This window comes from Streptacidiphilus sp. P02-A3a (assembly GCF_014084105.1).
Classification (GTDB): domain Bacteria; phylum Actinomycetota; class Actinomycetes; order Streptomycetales; family Streptomycetaceae; genus Streptacidiphilus.
On the sequence record NZ_CP048289.1, the window covers coordinates 4,524,550 to 4,546,166 of the forward strand.

A 21,617-nucleotide genomic window follows, 5' to 3' on the forward strand; every position below is an offset into this window, starting at 1 on the left:
ACGCGGCCCGCCGCCCCGCGCGCCCGCGAACACCCGCCGTCGGACCGAGGAGCCCGCCATGACCCTGTTCCTGCTCGTGGTCATCATCGCGATCGCCCTGGGCCTGGTCGGCGCCGTCGCCCACGGACTGTTCTACCTCCTGGTCCTCGGCATCGTCCTGCTGGTCGCCGACCTGCTCTTCTTCGGAACCCGCTTCACCCGCCGCAACCGCGCCCACCGCTGACCCACCCCCCGGCCCGGCGGCTTTCCCTGCTCCGCCACGGGACAGAGGACGGGCCCCTCCACCGTATTGCCTGGAATTTCCCCTTTGCGGGCGGGGTAGGGTGTGGGAAATTTGACTGGGGCACGCGGATGTATTACTAAATCTCGTGCAGGGCTGCCATGCCGGCCTCCTCCCGGGGGAGGCCTCCCGGCTGCAGCTCGGAGATTCCGAACCGAGGGACTTTCGTGGCGAGAAGCGGCGTATGGGTGAGCCCGAGCGAGGGATCCATCACACCGCAGCAGGATGGAAATTTCACGGCGGCGGGAGTATCAATCCCGAGCAACGACGCCGGGATATTCGAGGGGAAAGTACGGTCGGGGACGTGGGGCTTTGACGACTGGAATTCCGACGACAGTTCCGGCTGCTCCCTCGATCTCCTCGGAGATATTCCGCCGGTGGGTGCCTGCGAGATATTCTTGAATGTCGTGGAAGGCGAGAACGGAATACGGCCCTGCGTCGGCCCTGACGGGGGTGAATGCGACGGAAGCGGCACGTTCACGAGGGGCGCCTCAACGTCTCGGTGACCATCCGGCAAGACTCTGATTCGCATCCTGTCTGCGGCCTCACGGTGGCGAGCGCAGGTGCATACTACCGAGAGGGGTGCTCGTTCGTGTGACTGGTCACGGCGGCGGCATATCCGGTCCGCAGATCGCTTTTGAAGTGCTTCCCCTGTGCCTCCTCGCTGCCTTCGTTGGCGTTGTGGCGCTGTTTAATCCGCTCGAAATTCGCAGTAAGGTGCTCCATCGCGGAATTACGTACGATCAGTTCCTGAGGGATGCGCCTGCTGCTCGCGTGATCATCCCGTTGCTGGGAGTCGCATTCCTGGTGATCGGGTCACTCTTCACTGCAGTCGTTATTGCAATTCTACTGTTTCTTTAGCCGGGGGGATTGCAGGCCGAGAACCTGTCCCATGCCCAATCCAGGGGGTCGTCCGTGGTGGACGGGGTGCCGGGCTCGCGACGCGCACGGGGGCATGGGAACGCGAAGGGGCGCGCGGGGCGCGCCCCTTCGCGGAGGGAGCGTGGCGGGCGGCGTCACGTCGCGGCGAGCCGCGCGGCGCCGGGCGGGGTGGTCAGATGGGCCACATGCCGTAGTAGCCGCCGACCAGTTGCTGGTACTCGACGTCGCCCATGTGCGTGGTCCGGTCGAACTCGGGGGAGCCCTTGATCTCGTCCTTGGTGCGTCCCACGTGGACGGTCCGGTTGGGGGTGTCGATCCGGGTGATGGTGCCGACCGGGAGCATGACCTGCTTGCCGAAGATCCACGGTCCGGTGTCGACGATGAGGTATCCGGCGCCGGCCTCCTGGGAGTGCTCGTCGACCTTGCCGATGTGGCCGTCGCTCGCCTCGACCCGGTAGCCGGTCAGATCGGTGCCGGTCTGGTAGCCGGAGCTCTCCTGGTAACCCCACACACCGTTCTCCATGGAAACGCCTTTCGCCGAGGTGGGAACCACCTGTGCCGATCGGGGCAGCGGGATTGCCGCCTGAGGGTCCTCCTGTCCCGGTCCGCGCGCCTTACGCGCGATCACCGGGGATCACTCGGAACCGGCACACCCCCGGCGGGGTCGGCCCGGCCGCCGGTCAGGCGCGGCTCGGGGCCGGGGCCGGGGACGGTTCGGCGGGCAGCGCCGCCGCGCGGCGCGGGAGCAGCAGCGGGGTCGCCAGCAGCAACACCCCCGCCAGGCCGATGGCGGTACGCAGGCCGAGCAGGGTGCCCAGCACGCCCCAGACGGCGGTCAGCAGCGCGGCGGAGGCCTTGGTGGTCACCGTCCAGGCGGACAGCGTGCGGGTGAGCCGGTCGGTCGCGGTGCGCTCCAGGCGGTAGGTGGCGTAGACGGGGTTGAAGACCCCGCAGCAGAAGATGAGCCCGAGTTCGACGCCCATCACCAGCGCCAGCCCGCTGCTCCCCGGCCGCAGGAAGGCCAGGCCGACGGGCCACAGGGTGCGCAGCGCCCCGAAGGCGACCAGGATCCGGCGCTGCCCGAACCTGGCGACGAGCGGCCGGGCCAGCCGCGAGCCGAGCAGCCCGCCGATCGAGGGCGCGGCGAAGGCCAGGCCGTACTGCCACGGCGTGAAGCCGAGCCGGCCGAGCATCAGCACCGACAGCAGCGGCACGGTGGCCATCACCAGGCCGTTGAACAGGGCGGTGTTGAAGAACAGCGGACGCAGTGTCGGGTCGGCGAGGATGTACCGCCAGCCGTCGAGCAGGTCCGATGCCCGCAGCCGGGCGGCCGGGCGCGGTTCGGGCCGCGGCTCGGGCCCGCCGGTGCCGGTCGCGCGGATGCCCAGGGCCGACAGCAGGTAGCTGACCGCGTCGGCCACCACCGTCGCCACCGGGCCGAGCAGCCCGATCGCCAGCCCGCCCAGCGGCGGTCCGATGATCGTGGTGGTCCAGGACGTGGACTCGAACCGGGCGTTGGCGACCAGCAGGTCCTCGGCCCGCAGCAGCGCCTTGAGGTACGCGCCGGAGGCGGCGCGGAAGGTGATGTCGGCCGCCGCGACGAGGACCGAGACCAGCAGCAGCTGGACGAAGCTGAGCACGCCGAGCGCGAACGCCACCGGGATCGTCAGCAGCGCCGCGAACCGCAGCAGGTCCATCGCGACCAGCACCGGCCGCTTGCGGCGGAACTCCACCCACGGGCCGAGCGGCACCGCCACGGCCGCGCCCACCGCCGTCCCCACGCTGGAGAGCGCGGCGACCTGGGCCGGTCCGTCGTGCAGCACCCGGATGGCGATCAGCGGGAACGCGCCGAAGGCGAGCCAGGTGCCCAGCGCGCTGGTCCCGTACGCTGCCCAGAGCCACCCGAACCGCCGCCCCAGCCCCATGCCCGCCGCCCCCTTGCCGTTCACTCGCACAACCGATCCGTGATCGGATCCATCAAAGCGAGCACCCCACCCTGGGAGCAAACAACCACAGGGCCACCAGCCACAACCACCGGTTGTGCCCTTAGGGTGTCGGCATGGACCTCGACACCGTCCGGACCTTCCTCGCCGCCGCCGAGGCGGGGCAGTTCCAGGAGGCCGCCGCCGAGCTGGCGGTCACCCAGCAGGCCGTCTCCAAGCGCATCGCCGCACTGGAGCGCGACCTGGGGGTGCGGCTGTTCACCCGCACCGCGCGCGGCGCCGAGCTGACCATCGACGGGCAGGCGTTCCTGCCCCACGCGCGCGAACTGCTGCGCGTCGCCGAACGCGCGGTCGCCTCGGTGCGCACCGGCCGCCGTCCGCTGCGCGTGGACGTGATCGCCTCGCGCAGCGCGCAGTCGGGCCTGATGCGCGACTTCCACCGGGCGTACCCCGACATCGAGCTCGACGTGATGATGCTGTTCGACGTCGAGACGGCGGTGGCCGCCATCCGCTCCGGCGCGATCGACGCCTCCTTCCGCGCCGTCGCCGTGCCCGGACGGCCGCTGCCCGAGGACATCGAGTCGCTCCGGGTACTCGACGAGCCGCTGCACCTGCTCACCGGCCCCGCCCACACACTGGCCGGGGCCCGGTCGGTGGCCCTCGCCCAGCTCGCCGGGCACCGGATCTGGATGCCCGGCATCGTCCCCGGCACCGAGTGGGCCGCCTACTACGACGACCTGGCCGCCGAGTTCGGCCTCACCATCGAGGCGACCGGCCCCAACTTCGGCTCCGACGCGCTGCTCGACACCGTCGCCGACACCCCGGCGCTGGCCACCTTCATGGGCGGGCGGAGCCGCCTGGTCTGGCCCGCCGACCACGGCCTGCGCCGCATCGCGGTGACCGACCCGGCACCGGTCTACCCGCACTCGCTGCTGTGGCACCGCGACAACCCCCACCCGGCGCTGGCCACCCTGCGCGCCCACCTCGCCGCCACCGCCGGCGGCCACAGCGCCGCCGGGACCTGGGTCCCGGCCTGGGTACTGCCGCACTGAACCCGCGCGGGCCAGCGGGACCCGGGCGGCGCCGTGCGGCGGGCGCGGCGCGGTGGGCGCGGCGCGGCGGGCGCGGCGCGGTGGGCGCCGTGCGGTGGGCGCGGCGGCTCGGAAATCCCGGTGACCGCCACCGCCGGTCTCGGAGAGGATGCGGCGTGCTCGCCGATCACTTCCCCCCGCTCGGTCTCCGTCTCAAGACCCCGCGCCTGGAACTTGCCCTGCCCGCCCCGCAGGAGCTGACGAAACTGGCCGAGGTCGCGGCGGCCGGAATCCACCACCCCGACTACATGCCGTTCCTGGCACCGTGGACCCAGGCCCCAGCGGCCGAACTGTGCCGCGGCGTCGTCCAGTCCCACTGGAGTGACCCGGGACGCTGGAAGCCGGCGGACTGGTCACTGAACCTCACCGTGTTCTTCGGGGGCGAACCCGTCGGGGAGCAGAGCATGTTCGCCCGGGACTTCGCCGTCACGCGCAGCGTGTCCACCAGTTCCTGGCTGGGCCTGCCGTTCCAGGGCCGGGGCATCGGCACCGAGCTGCGGGCCGCCGTGCTGCACCTGGCCTTCGCCGGGTTGGACGCGGTGGAGGCCGCCTCGACGGCGTTCGCCGACAACGCGGCGTCCCGGGCGGGGCCAGCCAAGCTCGGCTACGTCCCCCACGGGCAGCAGCGGCGCTCGGCCGACGGCGTGCCGCGCATCGACCAGTGGCTGGCCCTGTATGCCGGTGTTCGGGACCGAGGCGCGGTGACGAGGCAGCGGCCTCCGGTCGGCCCAACGCCTGGTGGGACGGTTCTGTAGCCTGGGGGCGCACCCTCGTACCCCAGGAGTTCCGCCGTCATGGATGTCCAGCCAGTCGCGCCCGCGACCTTCCGTACCGCCACCGCCGCGGACGTGCCCGCCCTGGTCGCGCTGATCGAGTCGGCCTACCGCGGGGAGTCCAGCCGCGCGGGGTGGACCACCGAGGCCGACCTGGTGCAGGGGCGGCGGACCGACTCCGAGGGGGTGCTGGCGGTCCTGCGGGGCCCGGACAGCCGGATGCTCGTGGCCGAGTCCGACGGCGCGCTCCTGGGCTGCTGCCAGGTGGAGGACCGCCGCGGCCACGCGTACTTCGGGATGTTCGCGGTGCGTCCCGAACTGCAGGGCGGCGGCCTGGGCAGGCGGCTGCTCGCCGAGGCCGAGCGCCTGGCCGGTGCCGAGTGGGGCGCCCGGCAGATGCACATGACGGTGATCAGCGTCCGCGAGGACCTCATCGCCTGGTACGTGCGCCGCGGCTACGCCCGCACCGGGCAGCTGAGCGACTTCCCCTACGGCAACGAGCGCTTCGGCCGGCCCACGCGCGGCGACCTGCGGTTCGAACTGCTGGTGAAGGAACTGAGGGAAATGCCCCAAGTCAGCGCGGGAGAGCGGGAACACGTCCGGCCGCGGGTAGGTTGACCCGCAGGACGGGTCGAGGACCGGACGAGCATCAGGGAGCAGTGCATGGTGGCGAACGCGGGGACTGGCGACGGGGCGGGCACGCTCGCGGTGTGGCGAAACGCCGACGGCCTGACACCGGAACTGGCCGTCGAGCTGGAGAAGCTCGGCTACGGACGCATCTGGATCGGCGGGTCTCCCGACGGTGACCTGGCCGCGGCCGAGCGACTGCTCGACGCGACCTCGACGATCGGCCTGGCCACCGGGATCGTCAACATCTGGAAGGACGACGCCAAGACCGTCGCCGCCTCCTACCAGCGGCTGCAGGAACGCCACCCGGGCCGGTTCCTGCTCGGCATCGGCGCCGGCCACCGCGAGTTCACCGGCGAGCGGTACGTGCGCCCCTACGAGGCACTGGTGTCCTACCTGGACGTGCTGGACGCCGAGGGCGTGCCGCAGGACCGGCGGGTACTGGCCGCGCTCGGCCCCCGGGTGCTGCGGCTGGCCGCCGACCGCGCCGGCGGCGCCCACCCCTACCTGGTCACCCCGGAACACACCCGCACCGCCCGCGAGATCCTGGGCCCGGACGCCCTGCTCGCACCCGAGCAGAAGGTGGTGCTGGAGGCGGACCCGGTCCGCGCCCGCGCGATCGGCCGCCCCCGCGTCGAGAAGCCCTACCTGAGCCTGGCCAACTACACCTCGAACCTGCGCCGCTTCGGCTGGTCCGACCAGGACCTGGCCGGCGGGGGCAGCGACCGGCTGATCGACGCGCTCGCCCCGCACGGCACCCCGGAGCAGGCCGCCGACGCGCTGCGCGCGCACCTGCGCGCGGGCGCGGACGAGGTCGTGGTCCAACTCCTGACCGAGGACGGCGAACTGCCGGAGGTCGGCTACCGGCAACTGGCCGAGGCACTGCAGGGCTGAACCGGTGCGCCCGGCCGCTTGCGGGCACCGCTCCGTCGCGCCGCCCCCCACCGGGACGCGGCCGTGGTGGATCATGGGAACAGCAGGTCGAACCGCGGACCCGAGGCGGCTGACAGCAGGTCACCCGCCTCGGCTCCGCCTTGCGAAGGACGGGAACAGCATGCCTCTCAGCGGCGAGTACCAGCCGAGCCCGGATCAGTGGGTCCGCGACCAGGTCGCGTTGTACGAGGGTTCCGGGGGCACCGAGGGAACGACGCTGCGGGATGTGCCCGTCATCGTCCTCACCAGCCTCGGGACCAAGAGCGGCAAGATCCGCAAGAACCCGCTGATGCGGGTGGAGCACCAGGGAGCGTACGCCGTGGTGGCCTCGCAGGGCGGCGCGCCGAGCCACCCCGCCTGGTACCACAACCTGGTCGCGCACCCGCTGGTCGAGCTCCAGGACGGCGCGGTACGGCAGGACATGACGGCCCGCGAGGTCCAGGGCGCGGAGCGGGACCTGTGGTGGTCGCGCGCGGTCGAGGTCTGGCCGGACTACGCCGAGTACCAGCAGAAGACGGACCGGGTGATCCCGGTCTTCGTCCTGGAGCCGGTCAGCGCCCACTGAACGGACACCCGACGCCTCGGGCGGCCCCCGCCCGAGGCGTCCGGTACACGGCCTGGGACGCGCGGCCCGGGGTGTGGCAGGCCACACCCCGGGTGAATGGCGGACCGCAGTGACCCGGCGGGCCCCGGCCTGCTGTCGAAATGGTGCTGGGCGCGGCCCAACTCCAGCGCGAGCCGCACCAGGTGCTGCTGGGGCCCGTCGTGGATGTCGCGTTCGAGCCGGCGCAGGGCCCGCGCCTCTGCCGACACCGCCGCGACAGCCTGCGCCCGGGCACTGTCGCGCTCCCGCTCCAGCCCGCTGATCCGCCGGTGCAGGGCCCACACGGTGGGCAGCAGCGCCCGCCCCAGACCCGCCTGCGCGGCGACGGCCGCCCGCGTCACCAGCGGCAGGGTCACCAGCAGCAGCACGCACACCGTGACCGCGAAACCCAGCCGCCCGCCCGGCGAGGTCAGCCCCAGGCCCAGGGCGATATGGGAGCGGTCGCTGCCCGCGTACAGGGTCATCGGCCGCAGCGCCCCGGGCGAACCCTGGCTGCGCAGCGGATAGGTGGCGGTGGCGACCGCCACGAACCACCACAGCGCGGTCACCGCCGAGGTGACCAGGACCACTGGGAGCACCAGCACCGCGTGCGCCAGGTCGAGCCACAGCCCCGGGTCCGCGGCGTCCGCCTCCCGCGGCCTCGGCCGCCGGCCCGCGCCGGGCACCCCGGTCCGCGACCGCAGCCGGCCGATCCGCCACCACTCCAGGTCCCCGGGCCACCGCGCCAGCGCCAGCGCCCGGCCCGCGACCGGCGCCCCGCCCGGCAGCAGCGAACCGACCGCCGCGACCCCCAGGCCGCCGACCAGCAGCAGCAGCCCGACCACAGCGCCGGGCGGCGCGGTCAGCAGGTACAGCGACTCCACCAGCGCGCGCCGCCCCACGCGCGCGACACGCCCGGCGAACCCGGTCCCCGGCCGCCACCGACCCGCGACCACCGAAGGCAAGGACTCGACCATGCCCCCAGCATAATGTCGCCCGCCCCGCCCCTCCGGGCCCCCGCGGACGCCCGGTACCACGGCGCGGAACTCGTCCGCCGGGCCGTGCAACCTTTCCCGCCGGACCGCGGTGAGTACGGCAGAGGGCACCCACGGGGGAGCCCCGGAACAAGGAGCCCGACGATGTCGACAGCCCTGCGCACCCACCTCATCAAGCCGCTGGCGGTCTGCGCGCTGGCAGCCGCAGCACTGGCCCCGGTCAACGCCTACGCGGCCCCGAGCGGTGCCGCCGCCCCCAGCGCCCGCCCCGCCTCCGTCGTGGTGGTCACCTCGGGACAGCGCCTGGACCTGGGCCACGGCCAGTGGCTGACGCTGACCGCCGCCCAGGTCTGCGACGGCAGCGGCCCGACCGTGGAGAACTGCTCCAGCGTCACCAACGGCAACCAGGGACCCGGCACGGTGTCCCTGCTGACCTCCGGCGACACCGCCGGAACCCTGTACCGGGCGCTGTACCTGGGCAGCGGCGCGGCGCGGATCACCGTCCGGGCCGGCCAGCAGAACGACACCCTGCGGCTGGTCCGCCTCGCGGGCGACACCGGATACACCGTCGGCTACGGCTGGGGCGCCCCGCAGACCACGGGGAACGTCACCACGACCGTCTACAACGCCGCCGGGACGGTCCTGACGACGCTGTAGCACGACCGCGGAACCGGGGCAGGGAAGGCAGTCGGCGGTGCGGAGCGAGGGACGGACGGGGGTGGGCGCGGTGCGCGAACCGCGACAGCGCGAGCTGGACTTCGAGGAGTTCGCGGCAGCGCGCTGGAGCCGCCTGGCCCGCACCGCCGACCTGCTGACCGGCGACCACCACGCGGCGCAGGACCTGGCCCAGCTGACACCGGCGAAAGTCTCCCCGCGCCGGACGCCGACCAGCGCACCGGACGAGCCGGACGCCCACGTACTGGGAGGACCTGAGCGAGCACCAGGTCGCCGAAACGCCCGGCTGCCCACCGGGCAAGGTGCTCCGCAACGGGGCCCCTCCCGTGGGCGTGGGCGTGTGCGTGTGCGTGGGCGTTGGCGTGGGCGTTGGCCGGGCCGGGACCTGGAAGGAGCGGACCCACGATGACGACCGAGGACATGCTGCGCCAGGCGCTGCGCGACGAGGCCGACGCCCTGGCCCCGCCGCTCTGGCCGGCCGCCCCGGTACGCGCCGCCGCCCGCGCGCGGCTCCAGCGTCGCCGCGCACGGCGGACCGCGCTGGCGGTGGCCGCCGCACTGGCCGTCCCGGCCGCGGCCGCGCTACTGGGAACGGGAACGGGAACGGGCACGGGCACGGTCCGGACCGCGCCCGGGGCCGCCCCGGCCCGCTCCGCGCCACCGGCAACCATTTCTGACACACCGTCACCACTACATGTACCCTCTGCTGCAAAGACAGTGACGGCAGGTCAGGACGTGTCGATCGGCCGCGGCCACTGGCTCCGACTGACGGCCGACCAGAGCTGCGAAGGGAGCGCCCAGGACCCGGCGCAGTGCAGTGCCACCGTCGGCGGCAACCAGGCGGCGGGCTCGGTCAGCCTGCGGACGTCCGGCGACAGCGGCGGCACGTTCTTCCTGCCGCTCTACACCGGGCCCGGCCGGGCGGCGCGGATGACGGTCACCGTGGCCGGGCGGACCTACCCGGCCACGGTAGTGACCCTCCCGGGCCACCCCGGCTACGCGACCGGCTACGCCTGGGTCCCGCAGACCGACGGGCAACCGGCGGTCCCCAGCGGGGAGTCGGTCACCGTCTACGGCCCGGACGGAGCCGCACTGGCGGAACTCGCCACCGGGTGAAAACGCCGGAAGCCGAGGGACCGGCTCCACGCGGTAGTGGTTCCACGGCGGTTCAGCAGTGCGGGATTCCCGCGCTCGGCGGGGTGGCGCCGCCGAGGTTGACGTCGTTGTCGCTGAGGTGGCCCCAGGTGTTCCCGAGGTTCGACGTCCACACGATGTGGTCCCAGAACCCGTCCGGGTCCGGTGCGCCCTGCCCGGTGTAGTAGCAACTGACCGCCACCTGGGCGCCCTTGGGGACGGTGACGATGGGATTGTTGCTCGGCGACCACAAGGTCACGTCGGCGGTGACGTTGGTGCAGGTCGCCTGGTAGCCGTTCTTGTTGCAGGCGTAGGAGTCCGGGCGCGCGGCGGAGCCGGTCGCGGCCGACGCCGTCCCGCTCACCGCTGCCACGGATACCACGCCCGCCACGGCGCCGAACGCCGCGGCGATGGCCGCGCCCCTGATGGCCCTGGTCTTCAACATGCCGGTCTCTCCTCGTCCACTGGTGCGGTCCCATCCCTCCGGAGACCCTCCGCCGGACCCGGTGGCATGGGCGAGTGATCACTCCGGCCGGGCCACCCTATCTTTTGACCACGGCTCAGGACCGTCAGTAAGAACGTGTACGAAGGACAAATATTCTTCGCGTGCCCCCGGCGCCTCTCGACCGGCGGCCGCAGGCGGGGTCCCGCTGCGCCGCGATCCGGGGCTGGGCCCGCGCTGTGAGGATCCTGTGGAGGGCATGGCGGTCGCGGGGGCCCCGCGACCGCGCCATCGCCGGGCTGAGCTGGGGTGCGGCGCGGCCGCCGGGTGGCGGTGGCGGGCGGTCCGGGGATGAGGACATGCCGAACCGGCCTCGGCCCCTTGTTGCCACCCCGGATCGGGGTGTTTGATGATGCACAGTCAAATCGGGCGCGGGGTTCCGGTTTCCGGCGCGCCGAGGGGCGTCCCGGCGCGCGATCCGCCCGCCCCACCCCCACGCACCCCTGGAGTCCAGCCATGAGCATCCCCCGCACTGCGGGCAGGGCCCGCCGTACCGTGGCCCTGCTGTCCGCCCTCGGCGCCGCGGCCCTCGCCTTCCCGGTCGGGGCCTCGGCGGCCGGGTACGGGCCGCAGCGCCCGTTGACGGACCATCAGATACGGGCGCACGACTCGGACGGCGTCTGGGGCGGCTACGTCGCCCAGGGCAGCGGGTTCACCAGTATCAGCGGCTCGTGGACGATGCCGCAGGTCACCTGCGACAGCAGCAACGACCTGTTCGCGCCGTGGGTCGGCATCGACGGATACGGGTCGCAGACCGTCGAGCAGACCGGTGTGCAGGTCGACTGCTCCAGCGGCTCCCCGGTGCTCAGCGGCTGGTACGAGATGTACCCGGCGGCGCCGCAGTACTTCAGCGACCCGGTCTCGGTGGGCGACTCCTTCACCGGCTCGGTGACCACCGACGGCCAGGGCAACTACACGCTGACCCTGACCGACAACACCCAGGGCTGGAGCGAGCAGACCCAGCAGTACCTGGACGCGCAGAACATCAGCGCCGAGGCCGTCATCGAGTCCCCGTCCAGCAGCTACCCCTCGTTCAGCGAACTGGACTTCACGAACGTCACCGTCAACGGCCAGGTCTTCGACGACTTCAGCCCGCAGGCCATCGACAGCGGCGGCTACACCGAGACCGCGCTGGACAACGGCGGCTTCTCCATCGTGCCCGGCGGCGACTCCACCCGGCACCACAACGACCGGGCGACCACCGCCCCCACCCACGGCGCGACCCGCTACTGAGCAACCGCCCCGGGGCCTCCGCCGTCCCGCGCGGGACGGCAGGGGCCCGGGGGCTGGGGGGTCAGACCCGGTCGGCGGCGATCAGCACGTACTGGAAGGAGCCGTCCTTGTAGGAGGACAGGAACGCCTCCTCGATGCCGGTGACCAGGGCGGAGGTGGCGCGCAACTCCCAGTAGGGCAAGGTGGCCTCGGTCAGGTCGATGATGGCCCGGGGCACCAGCCGGTTGTCGGCCATGGCCCGCAGGTACTCCCGGCGGGAGTGGATGTTGCACTCGAAGTGCGCGTTGATCTGCGACACCCACTTCGAGGGCTGCCCGTAGGCCGGGTTCCAGCAGCCGGTGATGGTGACGTACCGGCCGCCGACCTCCAGGATCCGCGCGTGCTCGCCCATCAGGTCGTCCAGGTCGACGTACATGCTGGACTCGTTGTTCCAGGAGGCCCGGGCCGAACCGGTCTCGAACGGCATGTCCAACATGTTGCGGACCCGGGCGTGGACGAACGCGGCGGCCTCGGTCTCCTCGGCGCGCCGGTTGGCGAACTCGGCCTGCTTGGCCGACAGCGTCAGCCCCTCGACCCGGCACCCGAAACGCTGATGGGCCATCATCATCGAGCCGCCGCGCCCGCATCCGGCGTCCACCAGCAGCGACTCGCGCGGGACGTGGCCCAGGTGGTCCAGCAGCAGGTCGGCCTGCGCCGACTCCAACCGGTGCAACTCCGCGACCAGCCGCCTCTCGTGGCCACTGGCGGGACCGGCGAGCGCATCCCGGTCGACGTCGCCGATGCCGTAGTGGTGGTGGTAGAGGCCGTCGACATCGCCCAGCCGCAGGTTGACCGGGCGCGCCTCCTGGTCCCAGTAGCGGGCGATGTCGTCCTGGTAGGGCGTGGCGGGCCCGGGGATCACGGCGGTGTCGGGGGTGAAGTCGGTTGTGGTCATGGGTCGTTCCTCTCCTCGGTCAACAGGGGTGGGTCCCGCGGGCGCGGTCACCGGAAGGTCACCAGAAGTCGGGCAGGGTGTAGCGGTAGGTGTTGGTGCAGTGCCAGTGGTGGTTTCCGTCGACCCAGGCGGCCACGCCGCGCAGGAAGCGGAGCACCGTGGGCACCGGGTGGTCCGCCGCCGCCTGGGCCGCGGCGTCCTCGAAGCCGTGCATGAGCTCGTTGTGGACCTCGACCGCCTTCAGGTACGCCTCGCGCTCGGAGCACTCCTCGCGCTCGCCGATGACCACCGGCAGGTTCAAGTGCCGTCCTGGACTGGCGAGTTCCTTGGTGTACGAGTACAGGTCGTTGACGATGGTGGTCGCGTTGGAGCCCAGGGCGATGACCCGCTGGACCACCGGCAGCGCGTGCAGGTCGGCGGGCAGTTCGTAGCCGTCCACGGTGTCGGTGATGGTCGGGCAGGGACGGAAGTTGTTGAACTGGCGCATCGACAGGTATTCCCAGACCTCGGGAACGTAGTCCGTCTCCTGCCAGGCCGCCTCGGCCAGGTAGCCCAGGTGCAGCCGCGCCATGTCGTGCCGGAAGCGGTCCGCCTGGGAGGGCGAGGCCGCCTGGGCGAAGTACCGCATGGCCGAGCGGTAGGCGCGCCGGGGGGAGTCCGCCGACAGCGACGCGGCCCAGGCCGGCTGGTACTCCTGCGTGGTGTGCAGCGGATCGAGGGCGGTGTGCGCCAGCAGCAGCCGCCCGCCCAGGCCGACCGGGGAGCCGCCGTGGTCCTCGCAGTACTGGTCGTCCAACGCGTTCTCGGCGGCCATCAGCCGGGTGGCGATCAGCAGATGCTCGATCGTGGGCGCGACCGGGTGGCAGGCGACCATGTAGCGCCCGATGTCGAAGCCGTCGAACTGGCCCTCCCACTCGGGCGGGAACAGCTGGACCTCCTCCACCGCCCACTGCTTGATCCGGTGGCTCACCTCGGCCACGCGCACCGGGTCGGGCTCGGGCACCGGGTGGTAGTACAGCCCCGGGATCGGCCTGGGCGCCGGCACCTCCCGCCGCGGCGCGTCCTGGGCCACGGCTGCCACCGGCCCCGGTGCCGCGTCGGATTCGGTTGCCGGTCGCGGGAGTTCGAGCTCCGCCGAGGCCCCGTCCGAGGCCCGGTCCGCGGCCCGGCCCGGATGCGGGCCGGAGGTGCCGAGACCGCTGGGTCCGCGCAGGATCCGCTGCAGGGCGGTGATGTCGTTCACGAGCACACCGCCGCGGCCTGACGGCGCGGTACGCCGGGATGGTGCATGATCGGCCACTCCTCGAAGAGTTGTTGACTCGCGTGCGATGGTCACCCGTGCCGCCGCCCCGGGCGGACGGCGGCGCGGGCGGCGGTGCGGACGGCGCGGGCGGGCAGCGGGGGCGGGCAGGCGGCGTGGGCGGGGTCGCGGCGCGGGCGGTACCGGGGCCCATCAGCCGCGCGCGGGAGCCAGAGGTGACGTTTCGTCTGCGGGAGCCGACGCGCGGCCGCGTCGGACCCAACGGGCATGTCCGGTTCCCTTCCCCCATGGGCTCTAGAATCGCCGAAAAGAAATATGGCTGGTCATAAGCCCAGTACACAATCACTCGATCGAGTGAATGCGTCGTTGGCATACTCATGCAATACTTGCCCCCGGCGGCGCCCGGAAAGTTCCCTCGAAAAACCAGTGTTGGCAACGGGTTCAGTAGCAATTTCCCCCGGTCGGAAGCGGCTCCGACGGCACTGGGGGCAACGGGGTTGGATCCATCACGCGTACCTGTTCGGTTTTGGCCGTCCTCGATCGGCGACTCCATGCATACTGGTGGGACTTTGTCGGCGCACGCTGTCCGGTCCGCGCCGTCCGGCCCTTTCGGTGCGCGGTGCCCCAATACCACAGTGACGGCATTCACTCGTTGTTCGCAGTGGAATACTCGTTGATTTCCCAGAAATGACAGGGCGTCAGTTGACGGCGGCCGACGGTATCGGCTAATACGCCGTCCAGTCGTCGCGCCCTGCGTCCGAAACCTTCCCAGCACGGCAGTCCACGTCTTCCAGAGGAGTCGGCGACATGGCCCAGGAACAGACCGCACTGACTACGGCCGCAGCAAAGAATCTGGCGACCACCACCAAGACGCCGCCGCAGATGCAAGGCATCAGCTCGCGCTGGCTGCTCAAGATGCTGCCGTGGGTGCAGGTCTCCGGCGGCACCTACCGGGTGAACCGGCGGCTGACCTACACCACCGGGCAGGGGCGGCTCAGCTTCGTCCAGGCCGGGGCCGACGTGCGGATCGTGCCGCCGACGCTGGCCGAACTCCCGGTGCTGCGCGGGTTCGAGGACCAGGCGCTGCTCGCCGAGCTGGCCGGGCGCTTCACCCGGCGCGACTTCGAGCAGGGCGAGGTGCTGGTCGAGCGCGGAGCGCCGGTCGACCAGGTGCTGGTGGTCGCCCACGGCAAGATCCGCAAGCTCGGGGAGGGCAAGTTCGGCGACCACCAGGCCGTGCTGGGCACCTTGGCCAACGGCGACCACTTCGGTGACGAGACCCTCACCGAGGACGGTCTGACCTGGAACTACACCGCCAGGGCGGCCACCTCCGGCTCGCTGCTGGTGCTTCCCCGCGGCGCCTTCAGCGACCTGGTCGCCCGCTCGGAGCAGCTGCGCGCGCAGGTCGACTCCTACCAGGCCGCCACCGACCAGGACCAGGACTCCCACGGCCAGGCCGAGATCGCCCTGGCCGCCGGGCACGACGGCGAGCCGGAACTGCCCGGCTCCTTCGCGGACTACGAACTGACGCCGCGCGAATACGAGTTGAGCGTCGCCCAGACCATCCTGCAGGTCCACACCCGGGTCGCCGACCTCTACAACAAGCCGATGGACCAGACCGAGCAGCAACTCAAGCTCACCATCGAGGCACTGAGGGAGCGTCAGGAGCACGAGCTGGTCAACAACCCGGAGTTCGGGCTGCTCGCCAACGCCGACCACCAGCAGCGGATCTCGACCCACAGCGGCCCGCCCACCCCGGACGACCTGGACGAGCTGCTCTCCCGCCGACGGGGTTCGCGGCTGTTCCTGGCCCATCCGCGGGCCATCGCCGCCTTCGCCCGGGAGTGCAACAAGCGCGGCCTGTACCCGGAGTCGGTGGACGTCGAGGGGCACCGGATCCCGTCCTGGCGCGGGGTGCCGATCTTCCCGTGCGGCAAGATCCCGGTCAACGGCGGCCACACCAGCTCGATCCTGGTGCTGCGTACCGGCGAGGACAACCAGGGCGTGGTCGGGCTGCACCAGACCGGGCTGCCGGACGAGTACGAACCGGGCCTGTCGGTGCGCTTCATGGGCATCAACGAGAAGGCCGTGATCCAGTACCTGGTCAGCACCTACTACTCGGCCGCGGTGCTGGTCCCGGACGCGCTGGGGGTGCTGGAGAACGTCGAGGTGGCCCACCCCCGCGACTGACCGCGCCCCCGCGCACCGCCCACCCGGCACCCCCCCACCGGGTGGGCACCCCCGCGCCCGGGGTGGCGGTCAGCGTCGGGCGAAGGGCGGGGCGTGTTCATGGCATAGAGCTGTGCCCGCCCCCGTTCGTGCTCAGGGGCGGGCACACGGACGGTGGGCTTGGTCAGTTGAGGTTGTTGATGGGGGCGGGAGTGTCGTTGAGGGTGGTTGCGGCTGATGGGCTGAGGGCGATGTCGTAGATGTGGACATCGCTGATCTCGCCGGGGAAGTCGGCCTGGCTGGCGTTACTGTCGTTGTCGGAGCCGCCGATGAGAAGGGGACCGGACGAGGTCGAGTTCCAGGGGGTGGGATTGGTGCCGGTACCGGCGAGCTGACCGTTGACGTAGAGGCTCATGGTGTCGGTGGTGGCGTCGAAGACCCCGACCAGGTGGGTCCATTGGCCTCCGGTGGCGGTGATGTTGTCGCCGGCATGGTAGTAGGCGCTGGGGCTGGCGGTGTCGGTGTCCGGCGAGACAAGAGTCCAGCCCTTGAAGCTGTCGGAGTACTGCAGGTAGAAGCCGCAGCGGAGGCCGGTTCCGTCGCGCTGCGCCACGACGGTGTAGTGGCTGGCCGGGTTGAAGCCGACGTTGAGTTTGGCCCAGACGGAAACGGTGTAACTGCCGCTGGTGTTGATGACCGATCCGGATGTTGCGGCGTAGCCGGTGGTGCCGTCGAGGTTGAGGACCGTGCCGGTGGGGTCGGAACTGGTGATGCGGCTGCTGTCGGTGGCCCAATTCGCGCTGCCCTCAAGGGCGGCATCGGTGGTGCCGGTGGTGTTCTCGGTGTCGATGGCAGCACCGTTGCTGTCCGTGCCGCCGTCGAGATCCCACCAGTTCGCGGAGTTGCTGAAGATGCCCTCGTCGGCGGGGGTGGCGAAGTTGGCGGTGCCGGTGCTGCTGGGCAGGGCACCGGGGTAGTCGACGACCTCGTCGGTGGGGGTGACGGCGTACAGGGACGGCTCGCCGAGTCCGGTGCCGTCCCCGGGGGAGGCAAGAGTGGGGTATTCGGCGGCGGTGAGTACGGGGGTGAGGGCGGTGGGCATGGTCGGCATGGGTATTGGGAGTTGGTTGCCGCTCTGGGAGGCCCAGTCCTGCTCGGGACCGTTGTCGCAGGTCCAGATCAGCAGGGCGGTGTCTCGGGTCTGGTTTGCCGAGGGGTCAGCCAGGCACATGCCGGACGCGGTGTTGACCAGGGAGCCCGTGGTTCCCGCGGTCCACTGCTGCAGGGTGTTGCCGCTGTTGCAGGTATCGAAGGTGACCAGGGAGTCCTTGGCGGTAGCGCTGGCTTGCAGGCACAGGCCTTCGGTGCGCACGGTGTGGTCTGCCAGCAGGCTGAAGGCCTGTTCGGGGGCCTGGTCGCAGGTCCAGATGATGGCGGCGCTGCCGGAGGTGGTGCTGCCGGAGGCGTCTGCCGCACACAGGCTGGCGCCGGTGGTGGTGGTGACCGCGGAGGTGAACGGGGCTGTGGTGGGTGCGGCGATCTCGTCGGGATAGCCGGTGGTGGGGTCGATGGCCAGGGAGAAGCTGTAGAGGATGCCGCTGTTGGTGTCGCGGGCCCACAGGGTCTCGGTGCCTGCAGTGTTGGTGTTCACGTCTCCGCCGACGGTGCCGGGGGAGATGAGGGTGAAGTGGGACCAGTCGCCGGTGCCTAGAAGGATCGGGGTTGTGGCTGTGGTGCCGGTGGCAGGGGGGCCCAGCGGGTCGCTGGCGCTGCTGCTGCCACGGTAGAGCCAGAGCTGGTCGCCGCTGCTGCCCTTCTCGCTGGTGATCAGGTCGGCGTACTTGTCGCCGTAGACGGACCCGGGTGCGGTCATCTGATCCACGGTGGACCAGTCAGTGGCGTCGTAGAGGGCGCAGTTGTTGCTGCGGCCGGTGACGGGCAGGCACTGCGGTTTCGGGATGACGGTGTGAACGAGGGTGAAGCGGCCGTCGACACCGCCCTGGTGGATACCGTCGTTGTCGACGCTGTAGAGAGTGGCGTTGTTCTTCTGGTGAGCGAACAGGTCGTCGACGGTCATGTTGTGCAAGCTGCCCCGGTGTGCGATCTGGAAGTCGCTCCAGCTCGTGTTGTCGGGGCTGTCGGCAGCAGGGGAGGCCTGGCAGCCGGGCAGGTAGTTGCTGGGAGCGCAGACCGTGTCGTGGGCGTTCGTGCCGTTGGGGTCGGCGTCACCGGGGAGCATGATCAGGTCGCCGTTGGAGTTGGTGGCGAGGAGGTCAGGGGTGTTGTCGTGGGTGAGGTCTCCCGCGGTGACATGGCTTGCGGGGTTCCAGGGTGCGTAGAAGGTGTAGGTGGCCGGGTTGACGGCGGAGTTGCCGGCATTGTCGACTGCTTCGACGTACAGGATGTGAGTGCCCCAGCCCTCTGGGGTGATCTTCACTTGGGCGGTGCCGGTGGAGTCGGCGGCTGTATAGCTGTATCCGTCGGTGGGGATGGGCTGGTCGAGGGAGTAGCGGAATCCGGCCAGCCCGCTGGTGAGGCATTTCGGGATGGAGCAGCCGGCGGGTTGGGGGTCGGTGCTGGTGAGGGTGAAGGAACCAGTGGATCCGGCGAACAACTTGGTCGTGTTGCTGCCGGCGACCGGGAAGTCCGTGCTGGTGACGGTGGCCTGGTTGGGTGGAGTGAGGTCGACGTTGAACCGGCAGTCGCTGACGGTGTTGGAGGTCAAGGTGCCGTCGGAGGCCTGGGTCGACCAGTTGTACTGGTGGCCGTCTGTCACGGTCGTGGACATTGCGAGGCTCGCGGGGGCGCCGGATGCCTGGTAACTGGTGTGGTTGTAGGTGACCTGGGTGGGGGTCCCGCTGCCGTCGCCGGTGTCGTTCAGGCTGAACCAGGTGGCCACCGTGGACCCGACGGGGGAGACCGCCGTGGCGTTCATGGTGATGTTGCTGGCGCCGTTGTTGATGGTGGTCTGCCCGATCCAGCCTGGGGTTCCGGTGCCGCAGGCGGGGTCGGCGTCGACGAGCTTGCCCTGGGCGTTGGTGGTGATCGCTGCCGGGGTGGTGTTGACGCTCGACGCGGCGATGGTCGGCGCGATGTCGTAGGTAGTGATCAGCTTGGGGTCGGTGGCGAACCGCTCGAAGTCTGAGGAGGAACTCTCGTCGGGGTTGTAGAGGCCGAAGGTCCAGGTGCTGTTCTTCCCGGCGATGGAACTGATCGCGGAGGTGACGGCCAGGGAACCGTTCTGACCCCCGCATGAGGTGGTGTCAGCGGGATCAGCGCCGTTGTAGGCGCTTCCCAAGGTGATCGTCCCCAGGGTTGAGAGCGCGGCGGGCTGGGTGTCCCAGTACATGCTCCGGGAGATCCCTCCAGTCCATTTGACCGTCACGGGAGCGGTCGTTGAACAGCTCCATCGAGCGGCGTAGGTCTCGGTGACGTCGAGCGTGGAGGACAGCACGTGCATGCTGCTGGTCAGCTTGGAGGTGTCGATCTCGAAGAAGGACCGCTCGGCGCCGATGCAGTCGCCGTTGGCAGCGTTGTAGGCCTGGTAGCCGACGCCTTCACCGTTGGTCTGTGCGTAGTCGTACTCATGGTTGCTCGACGAGGCCGAGTCGCAACCTTGCTGCGCTTCGAAGTAGTTGGAGGTGAGGTTGTCGACGGGCGGGTCGATGTAGACCGGATAGGTCGTGTTGGCCCCGGTCAACAGGGACTGGTCCGGGGTGAGAGTCAGCCCGCTACTGGAAGTGGTCATGGGCACCTGCGCGACCTGTGCGCCTGTTCCGGGCCCATCGGTGCCCGACGCGGTGCCCGACGCGGTGCCCGCGCCGCCGGCACCAGCTGTACTGGTGTCCGTCGGTGTCGGTGTGGTGGGGTCAGCCGCGGCGTCTGCGGTCCCTATCGCCGCGCGGGCCGCCGACTGCGCGCTGGCGGCGGACGTCGCGGTGGCGCTCGGGGACGGGGTGCTTTGCCCGCCGGTGCTGTTGGTGTTGTCGCTGGAGTCCCACATGGTGGGGGTGGGGCTGGTGAACACCGTGGTGCCGTCCGGGGCGTTCGCATCCATGCCGCCGCCGGTGGCGGTGGCCAGGGTGAGCCCCTCGGTGGTGGCGGCAAGCTGAAGGGTCTTCAGATCGGGGTTCGCGGCGGCCGCGGCATTGTGGACGATCAGGACGTCACGGAAGTTGCCCTGCGGGTCGATGCTGACGGACAGGTCCACACCGGGAAGGGCAGACGCATACAGGGCGGTGTTGCCGCTGAGGGTCGGGACAGGCAGAGCGAAGGGCATGGACAGCGAAAGTTGCTGGTCTGCCTGGTCGGTGAAGGTGACCAGGGGGTTGGTGCCGCCACCGGACAGGGTGACTGCCGTGGTGGTGGCCTTCGTACTGACGGTTCCGTCGGGATTGGCGGTGAGGGTGTCGTCCAGGGGCACCCACGCGCCGCTCTGCTGCACACGTACCGGCAAGGCATCGGTGGTCTGTGTGAGGGAGCCGTCCGGGTTGGCGAGGACGGTGGTGGTGGCGGTGGTGAGGGAGTCGACGGTGACGGGCTGACCGGTGGCCACGGCCTGGAGTTGGGCGGCCTGAACGGACCCGGTCGATGTGGGCGGTGCCGCCGCTCCCGGATCGGCGGGATTGGAGGGGTCGACCGGGCCGCTGTCGGCGAACGCCGGTGTGAGAGTGCCAGCGGCGAGCAGGGCTGCCAGAAGAGGCGCGGTGAGTCGGCGCCGGATCCGGGCCCGGCGCGCGCGGGTGGGATCAGTCATCGTGGACCTTCGTGTGTGTACGAGTATATGTGTTCTCTGTCACGTTCATATGCGGATGATGTCCTACGGGCCTGCCCCTGCATGAGGAATGTGGGAGGAGCTGTCCGTATTCGCCCGGCATGGATCGGGCGAAAAACCCCCCGTTGTTCGTACGCCCGCCAAGCGGCGAGCGGGCGTCACAGTAGCCGATGGGATGCCTGATCCATATGATCCGGAAACGTGGCCGGACCCTGTCACATGTGAACGGACGGGGTATCAGGAACCATGGCGTCCAAGGGGTGGGGTATGCGTAGGCGACGGAGCGGATTCCTGTGGAACCGTCACCGGATCTGGGGCAGTGCGTTGACGGCCGTGACCACCGTCGTCGCGGTCAGCGCCGTCGTGGCCCCTCAAGCTGTGGCCCAGCAACTCCCGCAGTACCACTACACCGGCTCCCTCTGGTCGCCGTACCCGCTCCAGAAGGGCGCCGGCGTCCCCGTGCACGCGGTGACCAGCGGCAGCACCACGCCGTTGCCGGCCAAAGGACAGAAACCGCTGGCCCAGTACACCCCCAGCACGGCCGCGTGGCCCGCAGCGGGCAGCTCCATAGTCACCCTGGCCCGGACCACCGCCACCGCCAGCTCCACCGCAACACCGAGCACGAACACCGACACGAGTTCACCCTCCGCACCCAAGTCCCCTGCGCTGCCGCCCCCAGCTTCTGCTTCCGCTTCTGCTGAGGGCAGCGTCGCTGCTTCAGCCGTCCCGGTGTCCGGTCCTGTCCGCGCGGGCAATCTGCCGGTCTGGGTCGCGCCTGTGACGCCAGCCGCCACACCTGGGCGCACCAGGACCGCGGTTGCCGCTGTG

20 protein-coding genes are annotated in these 21,617 nt (G+C 71.0%); 11 read left to right on the forward strand and 9 right to left on the reverse strand.

Features of this window, described 5'->3' with window-relative positions; genetic code table 11:
* Positions 1 to 58 precede the first annotated feature (58 nt).
* Entirely contained in the window at positions 59 to 223 is a 165-nt protein-coding gene (locus GXP74_RS19635; protein WP_182452755.1) for a hypothetical protein, read from the forward strand.
* A gap of 639 nt (positions 224 to 862) precedes the next feature.
* Positions 863 to 1,141, forward strand: coding sequence for a hypothetical protein (locus tag GXP74_RS19640; protein WP_182452756.1), 279 nt, complete (start codon positions 863 to 865; stop codon positions 1,139 to 1,141).
* 193 nt (positions 1,142 to 1,334) lie between these two features.
* On the opposite strand, the gene GXP74_RS19645 is transcribed toward GXP74_RS19640, so the two are convergent.
* Positions 1,335 to 1,685 carry a PRC-barrel domain containing protein gene (locus GXP74_RS19645; protein WP_182452757.1) on the reverse strand — a complete coding sequence of 117 codons (351 nt, stop codon included), beginning with the start codon at positions 1,683 to 1,685 and terminating at the stop codon, positions 1,335 to 1,337.
* Between the two features lie 157 nt (positions 1,686 to 1,842).
* A complete protein-coding gene (locus GXP74_RS19650; RefSeq protein WP_182456544.1) occupies positions 1,843 to 3,087 on the reverse strand; it encodes an MFS transporter in 1,245 nt (414 codons plus the stop codon).
* 134 nt (positions 3,088 to 3,221) lie between these two features.
* Here GXP74_RS19650 and GXP74_RS19655 point away from each other — a divergent pair, with 134 nt between their 5' ends.
* From GXP74_RS19655 to GXP74_RS19675, 5 genes are all read left to right on the forward strand, one after another.
* The gene (locus GXP74_RS19655; RefSeq protein WP_182452758.1) at positions 3,222 to 4,157 is read left to right on the forward strand and encodes a LysR family transcriptional regulator; all 936 of its coding nucleotides are present in this window, start codon (positions 3,222 to 3,224) and stop codon (positions 4,155 to 4,157) included.
* 155 nt (positions 4,158 to 4,312) lie between these two features.
* Positions 4,313 to 4,951, forward strand: a complete 639-nt coding sequence (locus GXP74_RS19660; protein WP_182452759.1) for a GNAT family N-acetyltransferase — start codon at positions 4,313 to 4,315, stop codon at positions 4,949 to 4,951.
* Between the two features lie 39 nt (positions 4,952 to 4,990).
* Positions 4,991 to 5,587 (forward strand): GNAT family N-acetyltransferase, encoded by a 597-nt coding sequence (locus tag GXP74_RS19665; protein WP_182452760.1) that lies wholly within the window; start codon positions 4,991 to 4,993, stop codon positions 5,585 to 5,587.
* A gap of 45 nt (positions 5,588 to 5,632) precedes the next feature.
* Entirely contained in the window at positions 5,633 to 6,490 is an 858-nt protein-coding gene (locus tag GXP74_RS19670; RefSeq protein ID WP_182452761.1) for an LLM class F420-dependent oxidoreductase, read from the forward strand.
* Positions 6,491 to 6,650: 160 nt separating this feature from the next.
* Complete coding sequence (locus GXP74_RS19675) at positions 6,651 to 7,094, forward strand: nitroreductase family deazaflavin-dependent oxidoreductase (protein ID WP_182452762.1); 444 nt, start codon at positions 6,651 to 6,653, stop codon at positions 7,092 to 7,094.
* Here GXP74_RS19675 and GXP74_RS19680 read toward each other — a convergent pair.
* On the reverse strand, positions 7,022 to 8,089 hold the full coding sequence (locus GXP74_RS19680; RefSeq protein ID WP_225448050.1) for a sensor domain-containing protein: 1,068 nt from the start codon (positions 8,087 to 8,089) through the stop codon (positions 7,022 to 7,024). The two genes, GXP74_RS19675 and GXP74_RS19680, sit on opposite strands and share 73 nt — an antisense overlap.
* A 162-nt stretch (positions 8,090 to 8,251) precedes the next feature.
* Between GXP74_RS19680 and GXP74_RS19685 the strand changes: the two genes are divergently transcribed.
* Together GXP74_RS19685 and GXP74_RS19690 are read left to right on the forward strand one after the other, a co-directional pair.
* Entirely contained in the window at positions 8,252 to 8,764 is a 513-nt protein-coding gene (locus tag GXP74_RS19685; protein ID WP_182452763.1) for a hypothetical protein, read from the forward strand.
* Positions 8,765 to 9,187: 423 nt separating this feature from the next.
* The gene (locus tag GXP74_RS19690) at positions 9,188 to 9,898 is read left to right on the forward strand and encodes a hypothetical protein (RefSeq protein ID WP_182452764.1); all 711 of its coding nucleotides are present in this window, start codon (positions 9,188 to 9,190) and stop codon (positions 9,896 to 9,898) included.
* 52 nt (positions 9,899 to 9,950) lie between these two features.
* Here GXP74_RS19690 and GXP74_RS19695 read toward each other — a convergent pair whose 3' ends face one another.
* Positions 9,951 to 10,361 carry a hypothetical protein gene (locus GXP74_RS19695; protein WP_182452765.1) on the reverse strand — a complete coding sequence of 137 codons (411 nt, stop codon included), beginning with the start codon at positions 10,359 to 10,361 and terminating at the stop codon, positions 9,951 to 9,953.
* Between the two features lie 513 nt (positions 10,362 to 10,874).
* Here GXP74_RS19695 and GXP74_RS19700 point away from each other — a divergent pair.
* On the forward strand, positions 10,875 to 11,651 hold the full coding sequence (locus GXP74_RS19700) for a G1 family glutamic endopeptidase (RefSeq protein WP_182452766.1): 777 nt from the start codon (positions 10,875 to 10,877) through the stop codon (positions 11,649 to 11,651).
* A gap of 61 nt (positions 11,652 to 11,712) precedes the next feature.
* Here GXP74_RS19700 and GXP74_RS19705 read toward each other — a convergent pair whose 3' ends face one another.
* The 3 genes from GXP74_RS19705 to GXP74_RS19715 are packed head-to-tail and all read right to left on the reverse strand — an operon-like array spanning position 11,713 to position 14,115.
* Positions 11,713 to 12,585, reverse strand: coding sequence for a geranyl diphosphate 2-C-methyltransferase (locus tag GXP74_RS19705; RefSeq protein WP_182452767.1), 873 nt, complete (start codon positions 12,583 to 12,585; stop codon positions 11,713 to 11,715).
* A gap of 58 nt (positions 12,586 to 12,643) precedes the next feature.
* Positions 12,644 to 13,996 carry a family 2 encapsulin nanocompartment cargo protein terpene cyclase gene (locus GXP74_RS19710; protein ID WP_370468557.1) on the reverse strand — a complete coding sequence of 451 codons (1,353 nt, stop codon included), beginning with the start codon at positions 13,994 to 13,996 and terminating at the stop codon, positions 12,644 to 12,646.
* Positions 13,918 to 14,115, reverse strand: a complete 198-nt coding sequence (locus GXP74_RS19715; RefSeq protein WP_182452768.1) for a hypothetical protein — start codon at positions 14,113 to 14,115, stop codon at positions 13,918 to 13,920. The genes GXP74_RS19710 and GXP74_RS19715 overlap by 79 nt, the downstream gene beginning before the upstream one ends.
* A 538-nt stretch (positions 14,116 to 14,653) precedes the next feature.
* Between GXP74_RS19715 and GXP74_RS19720 the strand changes: the two genes are divergently transcribed.
* Positions 14,654 to 16,036, forward strand: a complete 1,383-nt coding sequence (locus tag GXP74_RS19720; RefSeq protein ID WP_182452769.1) for a family 2B encapsulin nanocompartment shell protein — start codon at positions 14,654 to 14,656, stop codon at positions 16,034 to 16,036.
* A 163-nt stretch (positions 16,037 to 16,199) separates the two neighbouring features.
* On the opposite strand, the gene GXP74_RS41855 is transcribed toward GXP74_RS19720, so the two are convergent.
* Positions 16,200 to 20,771 carry a LamG-like jellyroll fold domain-containing protein gene (locus GXP74_RS41855; protein ID WP_182452770.1) on the reverse strand — a complete coding sequence of 1,524 codons (4,572 nt, stop codon included), beginning with the start codon at positions 20,769 to 20,771 and terminating at the stop codon, positions 16,200 to 16,202.
* A gap of 422 nt (positions 20,772 to 21,193) precedes the next feature.
* The gene (locus GXP74_RS19730; RefSeq protein WP_182452771.1) at positions 21,194 to 21,424 is read right to left on the reverse strand and encodes a hypothetical protein; all 231 of its coding nucleotides are present in this window, start codon (positions 21,422 to 21,424) and stop codon (positions 21,194 to 21,196) included.
* Positions 21,425 to 21,617 lie beyond the last annotated feature (193 nt).

Coding starts and splice junctions, on each gene's coding strand:
- GXP74_RS19635 (WP_182452755.1), top strand. CDS start 59: ATGACCCTGTTCCTGCTCGTGGTCATCATCGCGATCGCCCTGGGCCTG.
- GXP74_RS19645 (WP_182452757.1), bottom strand. CDS start 1,685: ATGGAGAACGGTGTGTGGGGTTACCAGGAGAGCTCCGGCTACCAGACC.
- GXP74_RS19650 (WP_182456544.1), bottom strand. CDS start 3,087: ATGGGGCTGGGGCGGCGGTTCGGGTGGCTCTGGGCAGCGTACGGGACC.
- GXP74_RS19655 (WP_182452758.1), top strand. CDS start 3,222: ATGGACCTCGACACCGTCCGGACCTTCCTCGCCGCCGCCGAGGCGGGG.
- GXP74_RS19665 (WP_182452760.1), top strand. CDS start 4,991: ATGGATGTCCAGCCAGTCGCGCCCGCGACCTTCCGTACCGCCACCGCC.
- GXP74_RS19670 (WP_182452761.1), top strand. CDS start 5,633: ATGGTGGCGAACGCGGGGACTGGCGACGGGGCGGGCACGCTCGCGGTG.
- GXP74_RS19675 (WP_182452762.1), top strand. CDS start 6,651: ATGCCTCTCAGCGGCGAGTACCAGCCGAGCCCGGATCAGTGGGTCCGC.
- GXP74_RS19680 (WP_225448050.1), bottom strand. CDS start 8,089: ATGGTCGAGTCCTTGCCTTCGGTGGTCGCGGGTCGGTGGCGGCCGGGG.
- GXP74_RS19685 (WP_182452763.1), top strand. CDS start 8,252: ATGTCGACAGCCCTGCGCACCCACCTCATCAAGCCGCTGGCGGTCTGC.
- GXP74_RS19690 (WP_182452764.1), top strand. CDS start 9,188: ATGACGACCGAGGACATGCTGCGCCAGGCGCTGCGCGACGAGGCCGAC.
- GXP74_RS19695 (WP_182452765.1), bottom strand. CDS start 10,361: ATGTTGAAGACCAGGGCCATCAGGGGCGCGGCCATCGCCGCGGCGTTC.
- GXP74_RS19700 (WP_182452766.1), top strand. CDS start 10,875: ATGAGCATCCCCCGCACTGCGGGCAGGGCCCGCCGTACCGTGGCCCTG.
- GXP74_RS19705 (WP_182452767.1), bottom strand. CDS start 12,585: ATGACCACAACCGACTTCACCCCCGACACCGCCGTGATCCCCGGGCCC.
- GXP74_RS19715 (WP_182452768.1), bottom strand. CDS start 14,115: ATGCCCGTTGGGTCCGACGCGGCCGCGCGTCGGCTCCCGCAGACGAAA.
- GXP74_RS19720 (WP_182452769.1), top strand. CDS start 14,654: ATGGCCCAGGAACAGACCGCACTGACTACGGCCGCAGCAAAGAATCTG.
- GXP74_RS41855 (WP_182452770.1), bottom strand. CDS start 20,771: ATGACTGATCCCACCCGCGCGCGCCGGGCCCGGATCCGGCGCCGACTC.